The organism is Peribacillus sp. V2I11 (genome assembly GCF_030817135.1).
Taxonomy (GTDB): domain Bacteria; phylum Bacillota; class Bacilli; order Bacillales; family DSM-1321; genus Peribacillus; species Peribacillus simplex.
The window spans coordinates 1,424,582-1,442,884 of record NZ_JAUSYW010000001.1; the positions used below are offsets into that span (position 1 = coordinate 1,424,582).

Below are 18,303 nucleotides of genomic sequence, written 5' to 3' on the forward strand. Positions count from 1 at the left end.
ACCTTTGTTTTAACATTAAGATAGAACTCCTTTTGCCTACTTTCATGCCCATACTCTTTCACGTCTCTTAAACCAAGCGACAGAAAAGGCTAACTTGAATTGCTTCCCTCTCTCTTTCTCTTTCTATTTCTATTTCTTTTAAAAACAGCTATCACCAATAATAAAAGCGGAATAATCGTTTGCATCAAAATTCCTTGAAAAGGAAAAGCGATGATATCATATCGATTGACAACCATGGAGCTAGGATACGACCAAAAGCTGAATTCTACAATCAAAATCCCTATCGGCCATACAACAGGACGATAGTCGGAGAGATTCAGCCACTGCGCGGTACCTAAAGCAGCCGCATAATAAAACACAGAAATTTTGACAAACGCACCTACTATCCATACGGCCATGATGGCGGACTCCAAATGTTCAAAAAAGTCAGCTAAACTGATGTACCGAGATACATTCATCAGGGGATAATTCTTTGTGGCTGTTGTTGACCCGAGTACAAAAAGAACCAGGAGATTCACCACAATTAACGTCATCATCACGGCAAAAACAGACATCATCCCGGATTTCATCCCTTTTTTCATATCGGTTAAAAAAGGGAGGAGAAAAATCATCAGAAAAAACTCGCTGAACCATCCACCCGGTACAATCGAACCCTTGATTGGAGGCATAATTCCATTCCCCAATATCGGGAATATATTCTTAAATTCAAGATCAGGGCCCAGTAAGACGATTAAGAGGAGGATTGGAAAGATAAAAACAGGAAGAAACAATTGGGCAGCTCTCCCCAACACCTCTATCCCTCCGCGTACGATAAAGGCACATAGAAGTACCATCGATGCCATGATCACGCTAATCGGGGTTTTGACCAGAAAAGAGTCGACAATAAATTCTCCGTAACTTCTTAGGATTTGCCCTGTGATCGGGATATAAAAAAACAAGAATAAAAAACCGAGAATTTTCCCTGGAATCCGACCAATGATCTGTTCACTGAATTGGATAACCGTTTGTTTCGGATAAAGTTTGTGCAGTTTATAAGCGATATATACTGTGGCATACCCGATGAGAGACGCCAAAATGGGGGAAAGCCATAAATCAGTTTTGGCATATTTCGCTGTGATGCTTGGAACCCCGAGAATGGCCGTTGCCACAATCGTTGGATACATCATGAATGCCATCTGTAAAGCTGAAATTTTACCTTTCTCCATCATCTTCCTCCTTTCCGTAATAGTATGTAAATTTGAAATCACGCAACCCACTGATAGATTTACTTTTTCATAAACTCTTCAAACGGCTAAAAAGAGTTTCAATCCATTCAGTTGGTCCTGCCATCTGCGCGAGTACGAACATAGACAGCACCTTATCGATAGGATATTTAGCATAAAAAATGCCCAGTCAGCTGGTTTCGGTTCCTTTACGATTTCTTTTCCTTACAACAGCAATCACCAACAAAAACAGAGGAATCATCGTTTGAATTAATAGTCCGAAAGGGGGGAAGGCCCCGATATTATAACGAGCCAATTCCATTGAGTTAGGAAGCGACCAAAAGCCGAGTGCTACGATCAGAATCCCTAACGGCCATACAACTGGCCGATAGTCCGAAAGATTCAGCCACTGTGCGGTACCTAAAGTAGCCGCATAATAAAACACAGAAATTTTGACAAACGCCCCTACAATCCAAATGGCCATTACGACGGACTCCATATGTTCAAAGAAGTCTGCGATACTGATGTATCTAGCTATGTGCATCAAGGGATAAACCTTAGAGGGTGTCGTTGGCCCGAATACAAAAAGAACAACCAGATTCACCACAACTAACGTCATCATCACGGCAAATACCGTCATCATTCCGTATTTCATTCCTTTTTTCCTATCCGCTAAAAAAGGGAGAAGAAAAGTGATAAGGAAAAACTCTGTGAACCATGCACTCGGCACAATCGCACCCTTTGTTGGAGGCATAATCCCATCCCCCAATATCGGGAATATATTTTTAAATTCAAAATCAGAGAACACTAAGATGATTAAGAGGAGGATTGGAAGTATAAACATTGGCAAAAACAATTCAGCTACTCTCCCTAATCCTTCTATTCCTCCCCGTACGACCATAGCACAGAGGAATACCATCGATGCCATGATCACACTAATTGGGGTATTGACTAGAAAGGAGTCAACAATAAATTCTGCGTAAGCTCTGGTGACTTGTCCCGTTCCCTGGATATAAAAAAACAAGATTAAAAAGCAAATAGTTTTTCCCGCGAATTTCCCCATGATCTGTTCACTGAATTGGATCACCGTTTGTTTCGGATAAAGTTGGTGCAGTTTATAAGCGATATACACCGTCACATACCCGATAAGGGACGCTAATATAGGGGACATCCACAAATCTGTTTTGGCATATTTCGCTGTAATGCTTGGAACCGAAAGAATGGCGGTAGCCACAATCGTGGGATACATCATAACTGCCATCTGAAAGGATGAAATTTTGCCTTTCTCCATCATCGTTCTCCCTTCTGTAATAGAATCGAAAATCGGAATCACGCACGCAACCTACTGATAGATTCACTTTTCCATAAACTCTCCAAACGGCTTAAAAAGAGTTTGAATCCATTCAGTGGGTCCTGACATCTGTGGGAGATTGAACATGGACAGAACCAATCCAGTGAGGAGCAGTGTAAGAAATGCCATTTTATCTTTTTTAGGATTTTGTTTCATTTTCGGCCATTCAAACAAAATGATTAGAGTTACGATCACCGTTGTACACATAAAAGCCCCCCATCTCACTTGTCCTTCACCTCTTTCTCAGACAAACCCGCCGGTCTGTTTATATAGCCCTGTCTTCGAATATGGGCCGCAACATCGACTTCCACTTCCAACTCTGAAAATACTTCATTCCATTGGTTCTCGACCTTATTGAACTGTTTAGGATATTTCCTATAGAAATCTTTACCTAACCCTAAAATATCCGCTTTCTTATGCTGAGTATTCAGAAAAGCACTCTCGATGCGTTTTTCTATATCTTTTTGATAGGCTCGTTCAGCAGCTTTTAGAGACTTAGGATTTGAAAGGTTTAAATTCGTTCCATTTTGTATAACAGCTCCATCCGTATTTACCATCACCAATAATTTCCATTTATCATTGATAATTTGCGGAATGATCTTGACTTTGGCTGACACTGGACTTAAAGATATCTTCCCTTTCACCCCTTTGGGTTTTATGGTCACGGTATATGATTCCACTTCATCCCTTAACCACAATAGCCCTCTTGTTTCTTTTTCCGTCATCATCCCAGTCATTTTATCTTTTTTGAACACGGCTGTCCCGACAATGTAAGGAATTCCCTGTAATTTCGTTTGCCCTTTCCCTGGTGGTAAAATTTTAACGAATGGAAGTGCGGCCGCTTGAGGTATACCCGTTAACATTTCATCTAAATCCTGCATTGTGACCAGCATCCCGATATGTAAATCAGATAGTTCTCTAAGCACTTCCCCTGAATAGTTTTCCAGGGGTGGCAAAGATTCAAGGATAGGCTTTGCTTTCCCTTTGCTGACATACACATTTGCTTTCTCTCTTGGCTGCGGATGGCGCAGCAAAAAATCCAGCTGCTCTTGAATTCCTTCCTTCGCTAACTTTTCACCGAATACAAATATTTTACAATGTCCCCAAAATACTTTTCGCGGAAGCTTGCTTTGAAGCTTAGACAATGCATCTGAAATATTGGAGCCTTTTTCATATCTCACCAATGTCGTAACAGCCCCCCCTCCTTGACTGCTCCCTCCTCCTTGACCGCCGCCTCCACTACTTATTGAACTTGGAATAAAGACCTGGACGGATAGTTCGATGTGATCATTATCCTTCTTATCGATGGCGGCTGCTGTGACAATCGCCAAATCAGTGATTTCCACTCGATCCCAACAACCGCTTAGAAAAGGGGTTGTTCCACAAATACCGAGCAAAAGAAGGACGCTTTTCATGAAATGACGCCTCTTTACTTTCTCCAATATCTTTGTTCGCCCCCAACCATTATTCACTCCGTTTCACTTCCCCTTTTTGGATTTGGTCCCTGCTCCGGGGATTGTCGGTATACATTAGAATCCCCTGTGAGGCGCGGGCGTGTAGTCATCTTCCACCAAGGAGCTCTCCACAGCACATCTTTCAGCTCTTGACCTTTTAACGGTGCCAGTGGCGCTAAGTAGGGAACGCCGAAGGAACGCAAGCTGCATAAGTGAATGACTATGGCAATGATCCCCATCATGATACCAAGCAGTCCTAATGTACCGGCAAGCAGCATCATTGGAAAACGCAGCATCCGGAAAGCAATTCCGGCAATATAACGAGGCATCATAAAAGAAGCAATTCCCGTAATCGCAACCACAATGACCATTGGCGCTGAAACCAACCCCGCTTGTACGGAAGCTTGACCAATCACTAGCGCTCCAACAATGCTGACAGCAGAACCTACCTGCTTCGGCAATCGAACCCCTGCCTCTCTTAGTGCTTCAAAGGTAATTTCCATAGCCAATGCCTCTACTATTGCAGGAAAGGGGACCGATTCCCGGGATGCCGCGCTACTTAGCAGGAGTGCGGTTGGGACCGCCTCATGATGGAACGTCAAAATAGCAACATAAAGTGAAGGAAGCAAAAGGGATAATCCCATAAAAAAATAACGTAACCAACGGATAAAAGTGCCTGCCAAAAAACGCTGCGCATAATCCTCTTGTGATTGAATCAAAGAAAAGAAGGATATTGGTGCAATTAAAGTAAAAGGGGTTCCTTCTACAAGAATGACAGCCCGTCCCTCGAGCAAGCTAGAACAGGCTACATCCGGCCGTTCTGTCGTCATGATCTGAGGGAAAGGTGAATACGGATTGTCCTCAATCATTTCCTCGATGTACTCGCTTTCTAAAATGCCGTCTATTTTAATTCGTTCCAACCGAGCTGTAATCTCTTCAATCAGTGTTTTATCCATAAGTCCATCAATATAAGCAATCGAAACATTCGTCCTGGTATAAGTTCCGATCTTCATCGATTGTATTTTAAGGGCAGGACTTTTAATAATACGTCGCAATTGGGACGTATTTACCTCTAGAGATTCAATAAATCCCTCTCGTGATCCCCTAACTCCCCCCTCTGCCATAGGTTCTTCAATCGCCCGCTTTTCCCATTTGGACAACCCTAAAGAAAATCCATCGCTTTCCCCTTCATATAGAAGGATCGGGTTTCCTGAGGAAATCGATTCAATGCAATCCGCCAGCATATTCACTTTCACCACTTTAGGAACGGGCATTTTATGTTCAATAAACTCATTTAATTGTTGTGGTTCTTTTGATGACTCTTGCATGAGTGGAGATAGCACATATTGCTCTATCGCCTCGATGTCTGAGAGTCCCGCAATGTAAATAAGCATCGCCCGCGTCTTTCCGAAAAGTAAGAACGAACGGAACATGACATCCGAGCAATTATCATAAACAGTACGAAGTGTTTCTACATTTTGACTGAAATTCGCATCAAGTGAATCAGCAGGCTTAGAATCTAGGTAATTATTTTGTATCAGGGATTCTTTTACTTTCTTTTTTCTTAACAATTTGCCTACATTACGAATCAAGCTGGTTACCCCCATTTTTTTGCAGGTCGCTCTTACTCCATTTTTCTATGTTTCTTCATTAAGGGTATTTTATACAGAAAATCCTGAGCCCAGCATGAACTTATATTTATCAGAATTGAAAAGCTATGTTATAAGTTGATATTGAATAACACGTAAACCTTTGTAGTATCCTGTTTGTAATTAATAACTAAGGGGTATATCAAAAACCGAGACTACATATTAGTGGAAATACTGTCTCTGGCTAATTATTGTTTATTGAAGATACGCAAGACCATAAAGTAGGGGTAATTTTTTTAAAGGATGGATATTCGCTTTAAAATATCTCTTCTTTTTTATCTTTTTATAAGTTTCATGGGCAATCAGACTAAACAATAGAAGATAAGGGAGATTCTATGCCATTCTTAATCACATTGCTCGGGTTATTGGTTTCCACAATAATCGCTACAATATTAAATGCCATATGGCCTCGTATTCCACTTCCGATATATCAGATTTCCATGGGAGCGGTGCTTTCATTATTACCATTTCACTTATCATTTGACTTTCATTCAGAACTATTTATGATCTGTGTCATTGCTCCGCTGCTCTTTACAGAAGGAAAAAATACGTCCCGTAAAGAAATGCTTGAATTGCGTAAGCCTATTCTGTTATTGGCCTTTGGGTTAGTATTTGTGACCGTTTTTGCAGGAGTTTTTTTCATCCACTGGTTAATACCTGATATGCCGATGGCAGTTGCTTTTGCTTTAGCAGCTACAATTACCCCTACGGATGCCGTAGCGGTACAATCGATTACAAAAGGATTGAAATTGCCAGGAAATATGATGCCTATCCTGGAAGGTGAATCACTTTTCAATGATGCTGCTGGAATCGTTGCTTTTAAAGTTGCCCTGGCAGCTGCCTTAACTGGAGCATTTTCTATAAAAGATGCTTCGCTTAATTTTATATTTGTAGCTTTAGGCGGTATCTTTATAGGTATCCTATTGGGCTATTTAATCGTTAAATTACGATTATTTTTACGGGTTCATGGACTTGAAGAAATCTCCATGTCCATTGTTATTGAACTAATTACGCCTTTTGCCATATATATGGTAGCTGAAGAATTCCATGTATCCGGAATCTTGGCAGTGGTTGCTGCAGGAGTGATTCATGGCATCGAGCGGGATCGTCTTCAGAGTTCCACGACTAAATTGCAAATTGTATCAACGAATATATGGTCTGTGTTAGGTTATGTTTTGAATGGACTTGTATTTGCTTTGTTAGGATTTATGCTGCCGAGTATTTATCAGGAAATTGAGTCCAACTTAAATAGGGGTAATCTTTTTGGGATAAGTTTCTTGATTGTTCTTTTATTATTGGTGGTCCGTTTTATTTGGGTATACATTCTGCATGATACTTTTACGAAAAACAGAGTGAATCCATTAGACCAATTCATTATGTCCAGGGTTCACCCAGAATATGGCAATGACACCGATGAGGAGAATGTTTCAAGATCACGATTTGCATTTCTGACATCCGTTAGCGGCATTCATGGAACCATTACATTAGCTACAGCTTTATCCATACCATATTTTATGCCGGATGACACTTTATTCCCGATGCGTAATACAGTCTTGTTTATCGCAGCTTGCGTTATATTGTTAAGCGTTACGTTGGCTACGGTTCTCTTGCCATTACTGGTAAAGACACCGATTGAATTCAAAGATCGACGCCTAACCACTGAGGAGGCTTATAAAATTGTTTTAAATAAAACGATCAATCAGCTGAGCAAAGAAGCAACCATGGATAACCAGAAAGCGGTCCATCAAGTAATGGAAGATTTAAATGAACAACTGATAGATTTGGAACGGGGAATAACGAATAGACCGGATAATCGGACAATACGCGATTTAGTGGAGCTAGGGTCCAATAAGGAATTGGAGGTCGTTTCCGGATTAGCCGAAAAAGGGACTATATCTGAAACAGCCTTTGACCTTTATAAAGTGTATATTTCAAGAACCTTAAATTATATGCAAAAATCTTCGCTGAAAAGGGCTTCGATCAATTTGCAGGCCATTCTTTTCAAGAAAAAGATCAATGTCAAATGGGATAAGAAATGGAAGTGAAATTAGAGGAATCCATCGTTAAAAATGCGGACCTGATCCGGCAGTTCCGTAAAGCACAAAAAGAAGCTTCAAAGGAAGCCATTTCATTGATCAAACAACAAACTACACCTGAAAACCGTCATGAAGTCATGCTTGTCATTCAAAGATATAATCGTTATTTGAATCCATTCGGAACATTAAGTGAAAAAGAAGCTAATCGCTTTAAAGAGATGGTGAGTCATTTTCAGTTGAATGCGATGCAAATCGAACGTGATATCATTCAGCAAATGGTTGAAGATGACCAAAAATCCATGCAAACGGCAACTGAGCTTAGACAAAACTTAATCTATGATGAAATGTTAATGGTACAAGATTGATAAATTATAAAGAGACAACGATACAACAGGGAGCGGTGTCTCTTTATTTAAAACCAAAGGGGGTGGGTGGGGGCAAACAAATGGAGTAATACCATAGGAAAGATGAAATGAAAGACCTGCTATAGATCGAGCAGGTATAACGGCTTTCATGGGAAATCCAGAAATATTATAGTTTAAGTTGGTACGGAATCTTCATGGCATCTGTTCCCCTATTCTTATTGGGGTTCTTGTTTGGTCACAGTTAAATCACCGTTTTGCAGCTTTATCTTCAAAGAGCTTCCCCTTTTTATTGTAAAAGCAGTAGTTGTTACAATTGAACCTACCTCAGTTGATACAAGTATCATGAAGCCGGCGGGGTATATGAAAATGAGCTCCCCCCCCCCCAAGTTACTCTAACTGGTCAATCCACTCTCAATTTCTACCGATAACATGCTTGAAATGGATACTCAGATACACTAAATAACCGTCCAAATAATTGGACGGCCCTTTGATACAATCAATCCACTTTTGAATGCGTTTACATTAATTAAGATCACTCTTTGCTTGTAAAAGTACTTGGCATCACCACAGCAATTACCTCTCCACGGGCGCAAAGTTTATCGATGGCAAATACCTCTGTTTCGATTCTCCATTTCTTAGGATGAATTTCATGAATTGTCCCAACGGCTATTAATGGCACATCATTTGGGGTTGGCTTTACGAACTCCACTTTCAGTGACGCAGTCACGAACCTGGGAGGCTCCACTCCATCTCCAACTTCATGACCATTTTTACGGTGTAAAGCCAATGCAGCGGAACCTGTTCCATGACAATCAATTAAAGATGCAATCAAGCCGCCATAAACAAATCCTGGAATTGCGATATGCTCTGGACGTGGTGTATAAATTGTCCTTGTTTGCTCGCCTTGCCAACCCGTTCGAAAATGATGACCATCTTTGTTTAAGCGACCACATCCATAACACCATGCAAATGCATCTGGATAATCATCTTGAATCGCTTTTAGCACAGTCTCCTCCATCATCTCTCCTCCTTTTCCAGAATATTATAGCATCATTAAAGGATAATCGGTCTATTTGGATAATTGCTGAAAGGTTAGTTTTTTTGTAATTCCTTGATTCTTTGTTAAGCTTTATTCCAAGTTTTAATTTTCATAGAATAGTAAACTGACGGAGCTTTATACATACTGTGCAAATCGACAACATACATAAAAAGTTTGCAAGAATCCCTGCACCTTTACTCGATATAAATGACAAAGGCCCCTGTAAGCGAGCAACATTCAGGAGCTTTCCTTTGACTAAACTATAGTTAAGAAGTGTCTTTCATTGCTTTGTCTACTATTCTGTTGCAGGCTCACCTTCTTATTAAAAGTTAAGCCTTTTTCTTAAATCCCAATACTTGAATGTCATTTTACCCATTTTCGACTTCGAAAGTGAATCGTATTTACGCCCAAGTGCTAGGTTTTGTTTTTCTAGCTTAGTAATTTGTTTAAGTTGAACTGCATTAAGTCTTTTTAATTGCTTTACTTCTTTAGCTAATTTTTTATTTTTCCATTTCATATCAAATTTTTCTTTATCAACAATTGCCCGTTCTTTTATTGAAATTTCCACATCTTTTGGTTTTAATTTAGGATTGCCATAGGTTTCAAATCCTATAGTTTTTAAATATGGAATGTTATTTTGAAAATTTTGTTCAAAATTCCCATAACTTTTATGGATGTGGAGAAATGTATAACATCCAGCTTTTTCTGCTGAAGTGATTTGACCATACCCAGACAGTTTAAACAGTTTTTCGACTCGTTTTATTTCTTCAGGTATGTTTTTGACAATATAGGTGAAAACTTCTTCAACATTAAACTCTGCAGGCAATTTTTTCACTTTTTTTGATGGTGCATGCTTATTCAGTTCATCAAAGTCATCTTCATCAATATAAAACATATTTATGCTCTGATCTACATAATCTGTAATACGCTTGCTCCATAATAGTCCTTGCAGTTTTTTTATTGCTTCCGAAAATAAAAACTGCCTGCTAACTTGATACATTCGTTTTGCAGCAAACTCATATATCTCTTTGTTACATAGTGCTAATTTGACAGCGTCACGGAAATCCTTCTCTGTAACAGCATATAACGGGTAATCTTCGCCAAAAAGCTTTATATGCATTTTGGTTGGATTCATTATTACAGCCTTCCTCAAAATCCCATACTCCAATAGCTTTGTAGACAGCTCCAGACTGCTGTCCATTTCCTCACTTCTCCAGGTTATCCCAATATCACTGTTCACGATTAATTGTTGGGCATTCTCCCTGGTCAATGCCCCGTACCATGTAAGCCCATCTGTATTTTTAAGGAGGTATGCCGCTTCTTCCTTAAACTGAGAATCATCTTTAACCCATTTGAATTTATCCCCCGCTACATCAAGTGATAGATTCGGAATCTCACGTTTTAACTCTTTAAAAGCAGTAATGATGGGAATGGTCTTCCAATCCGGGTCGAATTTCCCTGTATATACAAGTTTGTTTTTTAACCGGGTCTGTCCTTCCGCTGATTCAATGTTCGGTATCATCGGGGTAAGCAGGGAAACTTTGTTTTTTTCTTTATTCAAATTAAGAATCTCAATGACAAACTCGCACATCTCTTCTGTTTGACATAAGAAATACGCACACTGATCATATATATTTTTGATGCTCTCAAATTTTTCTTCATTAACATCCTGGCCTATGTGAGTCAATCCTGTAGCATATACTAATGTATTCTTTATGATATGCTTATGCTTTGCCATTTTTTCAACAGTCTCGATGCTTCTAACAAATAGCCAATCATATCCCTTTTGACTCCAATAATGAGAAATGAGCATTTCAGCTATATCAAAATCAATGACACCTTTTTTTACCCATTCATCATCGTCGGCACTAAAAAAAGGATCAACAAAAGGATTGAGGATGGTTATATTATCAAATTTCTCAAGAGGCTTAATTAAGATATCACGTTTGACCGGGCTAGCTAAAAGTAAGCCAACCTCGATGTTAGAATCTAACGCAATGGTCGATGCTAAGGAAGATAAAAATACTGCAGATCCATCCATTGAATTCATGTCAATAAAGCCAAATAGAAGTACCTTCATTTTTCTGTTTTCAACTAGTTCATGTGAATTCAAAGTTTTCACTCCTATGACTGAAATCTGATATGCATTTTTATTTTTTTATTTGTTCTTTAATAGATGATTTAAGCGCAAGATATTTTAACGTGAATTTCCCTGCATATGTAACGTTGAATTTGTGTTCTAATATCCTAAGTCTTCGTATCTCTTTGTTAAGCTTAATATTTTCTTTTTGGGCCATCTTACTTTTTTCTAATTCTTCTCGCAGCATATTATTTTCTTTTGTAACGTTCTCAATTATTTTTTGTTTTTCAATGACATTGCCTTCTATGAGCTCCAATGTCATGGACATCATGTCTTTCATTTGTAATTCAAGTTCCTCATACATAGTTTTCCAATACTCGTTTCGTTCGTCCATATTGAAAAAACTCCCCTCATTTAACCTTGGATAATCTCCAATTCCCTTTTAATAACAACATCTACCGCGCATTTTTCTCGAATCGACTGAGATGCTTGTTTTGACACTCTTAAAAATACGTCCGAGTTGTAATATAAGCGCTCTATTGCATCGGCAATTTCGATAGGAGACTCAGGTTTTGTCAGAAGGCCAGAAACGTCATGTTTAACGAATTCCGGGATTGCCGTAATATCTGTTGAAATCGGCACTAGCCCACTCGACATTGCCTCACACATCGAAACCCCTTGAGAATCCAAACGGGTCGGGCAAAGGAAAATTCCATACTCCTTATGTAATCTAGCGATTTGCTCCTGAGATAGAAAACCTTTATGAATCGTAACATTCTCAAAATCCCGGATTTGCTCAACGGTTTGATCGAACAATTTTCCATCACCATAAAATGCAAATTCCAACTTATCGAAGTATGGTCTCTTCGATAGTTCCAGCACTGCTTTCACCGATAAATCATTGGCGTATTTTCGTGAAGCGTATGGCCTTATCGAAAGGACTTTTGTCCGCATTTCAACTGGTTTTTCAATAAAGGTAAACAGATTGTCATCTATTACATTAGGAATGATTACTGAATTTTTCGACTCTGCTCTTGCGTCACATTCCGCTATATGTTCTTTGAACCATTTGGAAATATGAACAAAGGTTGTATCCAATTCATTCGTTTGATAAAACCAATTCATGAAAGAAAGCTGTGCTACATAATAGTCGTCCGACATTTCTAGTATCTTTCGCAAGCTTTCAGGGCTTTCAAGAAAATTAAACCACCTTCTATGCCATGCCTCCGTTTCAAATCCATGTATCCAGGTGATAATCGGTAAATCTGTGTTCGTTTCTTTTATCGCTTGTACCATTTTTGGATTAACAAAATGAATGAGCGCTTTTTTATGTACTTTATGATTTAAGAAAATGCGCAGATGCTGTTCAGTTCCTCGATAAACAGGCACATCTTCATACGTATACTTTTCTGCTTTTTTGTAGGCAGGATGCAAAACAAAGACATCAACCTGCACACCCTCATCCAGATAAGCCTTGACTCTTCGGTGGATAAACCCATTCCGATATAACTGCTCTTCATGTGGATAAGCATTCGTAATGATTACATACCTATCTTTTTCACTAAATGTAAGCTCATATAGATTTATAGATTCCTCCATTTTTGTTCACTCCTACTATTCAGTCATCTTCAGTCAGCCTGCTACTTATCTGTAAATGAAGGATTTTTAGAAGACCCTTTTCCAATCTCTTTTAAAACCGTCAATCGATTATAACAAACATGTATTACTGAATATTGACATCAATATGAGAGTTCTGTAAATTAAAGTAAAGTTTCCATGAACTTTTATCTGTTTTTGTGAATTTTTAGTAAGGACATTTCTGGGGGAACAGTATTCGTATAAACAAGCAAAATAAAGAAGGTCGATCCATTTACCGGAATCGCCCTCTTACATTTAAACTATTGTATTTTGTAAGAATAGAATCGAATCGAAAAAAGACCAATTTGCTGAAGAGAGTGATATAGATGGGACCAATTACCTTTAAAGCATGTGCAATCACTAATGAAATTGATTTGAACAGAATCGCCATTCATTGCGGCATTCCTAAAAAATTCACCTGGGAAGAGCCTTTAATCCTTAAAGGCGATATTCTACGTTCCATCCTTAAAAAAAATGTGGACGAATCGCAACAGGTACTGGTTTTTTCCTTTGGCAGCATTGTATTCATTAATTACTCACACGCGGATGAGATAAAGGAATTTTCATCCTTTATCCATTCTTTCGAACCGGACATTGATCTCGTCAATGTAGATAGATATACAGACGATTACAGCCTTCACTTCAGTGAAACTGAAAACATCAATTTGACAGACGAATATGTTATTGTGCCTAAATATGAATTTTTTTACCCTGAATTAATTTCCACTATTCTTGCAAAATCGGTGGCACTTGAAAAAACTGAGGAACAACTCGGAAAAATCCATGACAAGCTCGAAGCCATGATAGACCGACTGGAAAAAGGCAAGCTGAGAATTGGCAACAAGGAGCTAGCGAGGACAACGGCAAAAATAGTACGTCACGAGTATAATACCCTAGCGTATATCATGATCTTGGATAAACCTGATATTACATGGACAAGCAGTAGTGCCGGCGAATTTTATGACAGAATGCTTGATTTTTTTGAATTGAATGATCGGTATAAAATCTTGAAAAGTAAAACCGAAATTTTATATAACATTATGGATGGGTTTTCTAACATCAGTCATTCGATCAGGGGACTATTCGTTGAATGGATCATTGTGATTCTCATTGTCTTTGAGATTGTTCTGACGATTTTAGAAATTGTAGGATGGATTCCATGAATCATGAACATACCGTATCCATATTAAAATTATGGTGAAAATTTTCCTGCAAGATAGGTCGGATGGAATACCTTCCAAAAAATAAGACTCGTTTAGATTCTCCTGACTGTAAACAAATTCGGAAAACGGGTTTGCCTACAGTTTTTTTCTTTGAAAAACGTTCCTGTTGATTCCAGAAATCCGCTCCCTTTCCGCTGACTGTCTGCCAAGCCTCATCAAAGCAAGCATCTAGCGGGTCTTGGCTAGCCAGTTGTTCGAAAGGAATGTCACAAATTTCTTCAATCTAGTAAGAGTTTCATCCCATATAAAAGAGTGAAAATGATAATCATTCCTTCGATAAAGCCGGGAAAGGGATTCTGGATGAGACCATTCCTAACCCTATTTTGTCGATAAACTGAAGCATCTTTAAGATGCTTATTTTGCGTTTAACCACTCTTTCATTTTTTAGTTACTGTATACGGAAGTTTAATTAAATTCCATTCATATCGGGGAATAGGTAATATGGGAGATTCCCATTTCCTTTATGCCTCTACTAATGTTTAATCCGCTATCGTTTCTTTTCTGATAACCGTCTCATGGGAGATCCGTTTTTCTTCTATCTTACTCCCTCGAGGTGTTTCATTTGCAAACACGTTCGACTTCCCTCTATATATTCAGGAAGTTATCTAAAGATCCCTTAATCCAGAGCATAGTGGAAAATGAATTCCTCCCCTTCTTCTCCGTTAAATCTGTATCCTTTGTCAAAGAATCCAGCTTTTTTATATAAATTTATCGCTGGAACATTCGAATGATGCACTGTTAGAATGATCTCATCTTTATCTGGATGACTTAGTCTGATCATATCAGGCAACACTTTTAAAGTCTTAAAAGCTAGCCCCTTTTTTTGATGGCGCAAATCCAAGGAGAATGATTTAAGAAGAATCGCATTCTCATTACTTGTAAATTGATTTCCCGCTTTATCCGTATATAAGGCAAAACATCCAATCAAATCCTCATCTAAATAAATGACCATGGGAAGGTTATATTTATCCTTCCTGAAGTCTTCGATAACTTTCAAAGGTAAAGAAGTATAGATTGCTTGTTCTATAGGTAAACAATAGTTGATCAGCGCCTCATAGTCATTTTCCATAAAAGGTCTAATAGTTAATCCAGTCACCGTACTTGCACCCCATTTTTTACATATCTGATAAAGCCATATTAACAGATACTAAAGTTTTACACTCCACTGCAAAGTAATTTTCAAGAAAATTCATTCACAAAAAAAGGAATGGATTTGTTAACCATTCCTTCAGACTGTAGGCAAACGCGAAGAAAAGCGAGTTGTTTACAATTTTTAAAAAGTATCCGTTTGATTCCAGAAATCCACTCCCTTTCCGCCGACTGTTTGCCAAGCCTCATCAAAGCAAGAGCCTGTGGGGTCTCGGCTAGCCAGTTATTCGGCAGGAGTGTCGCAAATTTCTTCCATCCAATAAGGATTATAGTAAAAAAACATGAAAGATCACCTAGTCTTATATTTGGTTCGAATGAGCCTGCCTACGGTTTTTCTTAAATTACATTCCAGTTGATTCCAGAAACCCGCTCCCTTTCCGCCGACTGTCTGCCAAGCCTCATCAAAGCAAGCGTCTGTGGGGTCTCGGCTAGCCAGTCATTCGGCAGGAGTGTCGCAAATTTCTTCTATCCATTAAGGGATTATAGTAAAAAAACATGAAGGATCATCTAGTCTTGTTTTAAAATCATGGTTCGGGATGAGACCGTTCAGAACCCGCTTTTGTCACAAACTGAAGGAACTTCCGATCCTTTTTTCTTCTTCTGTTTTGAAAATCATGATGTTAAATCATTCAGACGCCGATAATTCACTTTCCGTTACCCATTTATGGTTCTTCACTTTTTCTCCTTCCGTAGTCGGTGTGAAATCGACCATATAAACAGTCGTTTTTTCAGCAGATTCTACTTCAGCGACTGTCCCGTTCATCCCTTCCATATGAGAAGCATTTACTGTGACCTCCGCTCCGGGTTTATATGTTTTCTCACCTGCATCTTTAATTTCTTCGTGAATGATCCATTTATGGTTTTCCACTTTTTCTCCGCCAGTTGCAGGCGTATACGAAATTGCATAAGCAGTCGTATCAAAGGCGCCAACTATTGTTGCTTCCGCCCCCTTCATACCTTCCATATGACCTGATTCGATAATCGCTTGACTTCCAACTTCATAAGTTGGATTTTCTGCAGCTTTTAATCCTTCTGGAACATCACCCGAGCTAGAATGATTCATGTCCATTTCACTATGATCCTTTTCTTCTTTATTTTCTTTGTTTTTATCATCGCTGTTGGAACATGCGCCAAGGACTAAAAACAGGGCCGCTAATAATGATAAAATGATAGGCAATTTTGTTCTTTTTTTCATATTGAATAAAACCTCCTTATGATTACAGCCATCTTATCAATTAAATATGCAGAAAATATGGAGTAACTCGTGGCAAAAGAAATGGAGCCTCATATTTTTTATGTAAATCGCCTTACTTTGACTGAACAGAACTCTATTTAGCCACCGCTGCTTTTATTGCTATTCGACTTTTCTTGCAGAAACTTTTTGAATTGCTCTTTTGTAACATCCGATTTCATTGCCGATATTACTAATTCCAGCCATTCTTCAGAAAGGTTTCCATCAAAATCCTTCATAACATCATCTCCTTATTTTTATCTAATGATTAATTTATCTGGATCGTAAGGTGCAATATTCAGTTTACCTTGATGTATAAAAATAAGTTCGGAATATCATTATAAATAATCTTGATCCGTCTATAGCTGCTTTTTAGTGTAAATTTAAAAAGTCTTTACATTTACATATAATAAGGCCCCAATGTTTGTTTTGTAATCAGGGAATTCCGATTCTTCTATATTAATAACCATAATTTTTTATTAATAAAAGTGAATAGGATCTATCGAGAGTGTTTACGGAGGTAAAAAGAGATGATTTATTGATAGAGGTTATTTGAGGTTTTCAATCCTGCCGCATTTTTCTTGAAAATCAAGCAAGAAGGACTTGGTCAAAAGTCCTTCTCATGTCTAGTCTTCCAAAGTTGATTGTTCGATTTTTTGTATGATATGTGAAAGGTTCATGGAGGCATGTTTTTTATAATCCCTGCCAATGGATTTGAATAACCCTTTCGCTATACCTATTAACATGATTTTGGTATGTCCATCCAAAATCATGGACTTATTAGGGAAACTTGATTCAGCTTGTGCACCGCCAATCTTATTAGCAGTTTCCTTAATAAAATCAATGATTTTAATTTCCTGGATTTTTCCTTCGATATCGGTTTTATAGATAATTTGATTTCTCCAAAGTTTAAGCTCAATCCTCTGTTTAGTATAATCGAAGAGGTCTTCCGTAATATGAACATTGCTCATTTGACTAGAGTCTTTAATGGGATACAATTTTGGGTTAGGATTGATTTTCTTTATTAAGGATTGGTCAATCGTGACCTTTTCCCGCTTTATGCGCGTATTTTTCGTTTCACATAGAATCAGCCTTAACTGTCCGGCAATTATATTGTTGAACTCTTCTAATCCAAAGAATTCAACAAGCATTACACTATATTCCAAAATGGTGATCGCTTCATCAAATTTTCGTTTAGCTGCCGCATTCGATCTAGTAAAAACCAATCGATTCTTCCTCTTCATATCCTTCTCACCCCACTGAATTCGAATCTATATAAATAGTAAAAACATCCATAATGGATGTTTCAGACTGTAGACAAATTCGAAGAAAGCGAGTTTGCCTACAGTTTTCAAGTGTTTTCAGAAATTCGCTCCCTTTCCGCCGGCTGTCTGCCAAGCCTCCTCGCCAAAAGCACCTAGCTGAATCTCGACTAGCCAGTTATTCGGCAGGAGGGTCGCAAATTTCTTCAATTCAATGAGAATTTCATAAAGCATTAAATTATAAACTAGTCTTAATATTGGATCGGGATGAGACATTCCGAACCCCCTTTTGTCGAAAAACTGAACATTTATAATGGATGTTTTACTTATTAGGTCTGAACTTTATCGACTCCGATTTACGATTACCTTTTTCTCCTGTATATTCAATACTGATTACATTAGCCAAATTGATATGTTTGCCACCGGCTTGCAGCCACGTCGCATTTTGAATTAATTGCAATTTCAGGATACTATTCGCTTCATCAGAATATTGTTCATTCGTCTCTAACTCTTCTGTCTCACCATTCACATAATAAAATTTATATTTTGCATTACTCATTTTCATCAGCCTCTTTTCAACTACTTCATTCGACAAGGAATGACAATTCTCCTGCTTTCAGCAAA

General features: G+C 38.4%; 18 protein-coding genes. 3 read left to right on the forward strand and 15 right to left on the reverse strand.

Going from position 1 to position 18,303, the window contains the following annotated elements:
- Window positions 1-89: 89 nt before the first annotated feature.
- From QFZ73_RS06865 to QFZ73_RS06885, 5 genes are all read right to left on the reverse strand, one after another.
- Window positions 90-1,205: a GerAB/ArcD/ProY family transporter gene (locus tag QFZ73_RS06865; protein WP_307264531.1), complete on the reverse strand. Its 1,116-nt coding sequence runs from the start codon at window positions 1,203-1,205 to the stop codon at window positions 90-92.
- A gap of 187 nt (window positions 1,206-1,392) precedes the next feature.
- Window positions 1,393-2,493, reverse strand: a complete 1,101-nt coding sequence (locus QFZ73_RS06870) for a GerAB/ArcD/ProY family transporter (protein ID WP_307264535.1) — start codon at window positions 2,491-2,493, stop codon at window positions 1,393-1,395.
- Between the two features lie 63 nt (window positions 2,494-2,556).
- On the reverse strand, window positions 2,557-2,760 hold the full coding sequence (locus QFZ73_RS06875) for a hypothetical protein (protein ID WP_307264538.1): 204 nt from the start codon (window positions 2,758-2,760) through the stop codon (window positions 2,557-2,559).
- A 14-nt stretch (window positions 2,761-2,774) separates the two neighbouring features.
- Entirely contained in the window at window positions 2,775-4,025 is a 1,251-nt protein-coding gene (locus QFZ73_RS06880; RefSeq protein WP_307264541.1) for a Ger(x)C family spore germination protein, read from the reverse strand.
- Window positions 4,022-5,614: a spore germination protein gene (locus QFZ73_RS06885; protein ID WP_373458917.1), complete on the reverse strand. Its 1,593-nt coding sequence runs from the start codon at window positions 5,612-5,614 to the stop codon at window positions 4,022-4,024. Before QFZ73_RS06885 ends, QFZ73_RS06880 begins: the two co-directional genes overlap by 4 nt.
- 377 nt (window positions 5,615-5,991) lie before the next feature.
- Between QFZ73_RS06885 and QFZ73_RS06890 the strand changes: the two genes are divergently transcribed.
- Together QFZ73_RS06890 and QFZ73_RS06895 are read left to right on the forward strand one after the other, a co-directional pair.
- Entirely contained in the window at window positions 5,992-7,701 is a 1,710-nt protein-coding gene (locus tag QFZ73_RS06890) for a Na+/H+ antiporter (RefSeq protein WP_307264547.1), read from the forward strand.
- Window positions 7,692-8,057 carry a hypothetical protein gene (locus QFZ73_RS06895; RefSeq protein WP_307264550.1) on the forward strand — a complete coding sequence of 122 codons (366 nt, stop codon included), beginning with the start codon at window positions 7,692-7,694 and terminating at the stop codon, window positions 8,055-8,057. The genes QFZ73_RS06890 and QFZ73_RS06895 overlap by 10 nt, the downstream gene beginning before the upstream one ends.
- A 532-nt stretch (window positions 8,058-8,589) precedes the next feature.
- Here QFZ73_RS06895 and QFZ73_RS06900 read toward each other — a convergent pair.
- The 4 genes from QFZ73_RS06900 to QFZ73_RS06915 form a co-directional block, all read right to left on the reverse strand.
- Window positions 8,590-9,075 (reverse strand): PaaI family thioesterase, encoded by a 486-nt coding sequence (locus QFZ73_RS06900; RefSeq protein ID WP_251435287.1) that lies wholly within the window; start codon window positions 9,073-9,075, stop codon window positions 8,590-8,592.
- A 343-nt stretch (window positions 9,076-9,418) separates the two neighbouring features.
- Complete coding sequence (locus tag QFZ73_RS06905; protein WP_307264553.1) at window positions 9,419-11,209, reverse strand: glycosyltransferase family protein; 1,791 nt, start codon at window positions 11,207-11,209, stop codon at window positions 9,419-9,421.
- Between the two features lie 37 nt (window positions 11,210-11,246).
- A complete protein-coding gene (locus QFZ73_RS06910) occupies window positions 11,247-11,570 on the reverse strand; it encodes a hypothetical protein (protein WP_251435292.1) in 324 nt (107 codons plus the stop codon).
- Window positions 11,571-11,590: 20 nt separating this feature from the next.
- Window positions 11,591-12,775, reverse strand: coding sequence for a glycosyltransferase family 4 protein (locus QFZ73_RS06915; protein ID WP_307264557.1), 1,185 nt, complete (start codon window positions 12,773-12,775; stop codon window positions 11,591-11,593).
- A gap of 365 nt (window positions 12,776-13,140) precedes the next feature.
- On the opposite strand from QFZ73_RS06915, the gene QFZ73_RS06920 reads away from it, so the two are divergent.
- Window positions 13,141-13,977, forward strand: a complete 837-nt coding sequence (locus QFZ73_RS06920) for an RMD1 family protein (protein ID WP_307264560.1) — start codon at window positions 13,141-13,143, stop codon at window positions 13,975-13,977.
- Window positions 13,978-14,653: 676 nt separating this feature from the next.
- Here QFZ73_RS06920 and QFZ73_RS06925 read toward each other — a convergent pair.
- From QFZ73_RS06925 to QFZ73_RS06950, 6 genes are all read right to left on the reverse strand, one after another.
- Window positions 14,654-15,133, reverse strand: coding sequence for a GNAT family N-acetyltransferase (locus QFZ73_RS06925; protein ID WP_307264563.1), 480 nt, complete (start codon window positions 15,131-15,133; stop codon window positions 14,654-14,656).
- 678 nt (window positions 15,134-15,811) lie between these two features.
- Window positions 15,812-16,381, reverse strand: coding sequence for a YdhK family protein (locus QFZ73_RS06930; protein ID WP_307264566.1), 570 nt, complete (start codon window positions 16,379-16,381; stop codon window positions 15,812-15,814).
- A 137-nt stretch (window positions 16,382-16,518) separates the two neighbouring features.
- A complete protein-coding gene (locus tag QFZ73_RS06935; protein WP_307264569.1) occupies window positions 16,519-16,656 on the reverse strand; it encodes an anti-repressor SinI family protein in 138 nt (45 codons plus the stop codon).
- A gap of 387 nt (window positions 16,657-17,043) precedes the next feature.
- Window positions 17,044-17,661 (reverse strand): hypothetical protein, encoded by a 618-nt coding sequence (locus QFZ73_RS06940; RefSeq protein WP_251435305.1) that lies wholly within the window; start codon window positions 17,659-17,661, stop codon window positions 17,044-17,046.
- Window positions 17,662-17,778: 117 nt separating this feature from the next.
- The gene (locus QFZ73_RS06945; RefSeq protein WP_307264573.1) at window positions 17,779-17,955 is read right to left on the reverse strand and encodes a hypothetical protein; all 177 of its coding nucleotides are present in this window, start codon (window positions 17,953-17,955) and stop codon (window positions 17,779-17,781) included.
- Between the two features lie 46 nt (window positions 17,956-18,001).
- Window positions 18,002-18,274, reverse strand: a complete 273-nt coding sequence (locus tag QFZ73_RS06950; protein WP_251435308.1) for a hypothetical protein — start codon at window positions 18,272-18,274, stop codon at window positions 18,002-18,004.
- Window positions 18,275-18,303 lie beyond the last annotated feature (29 nt).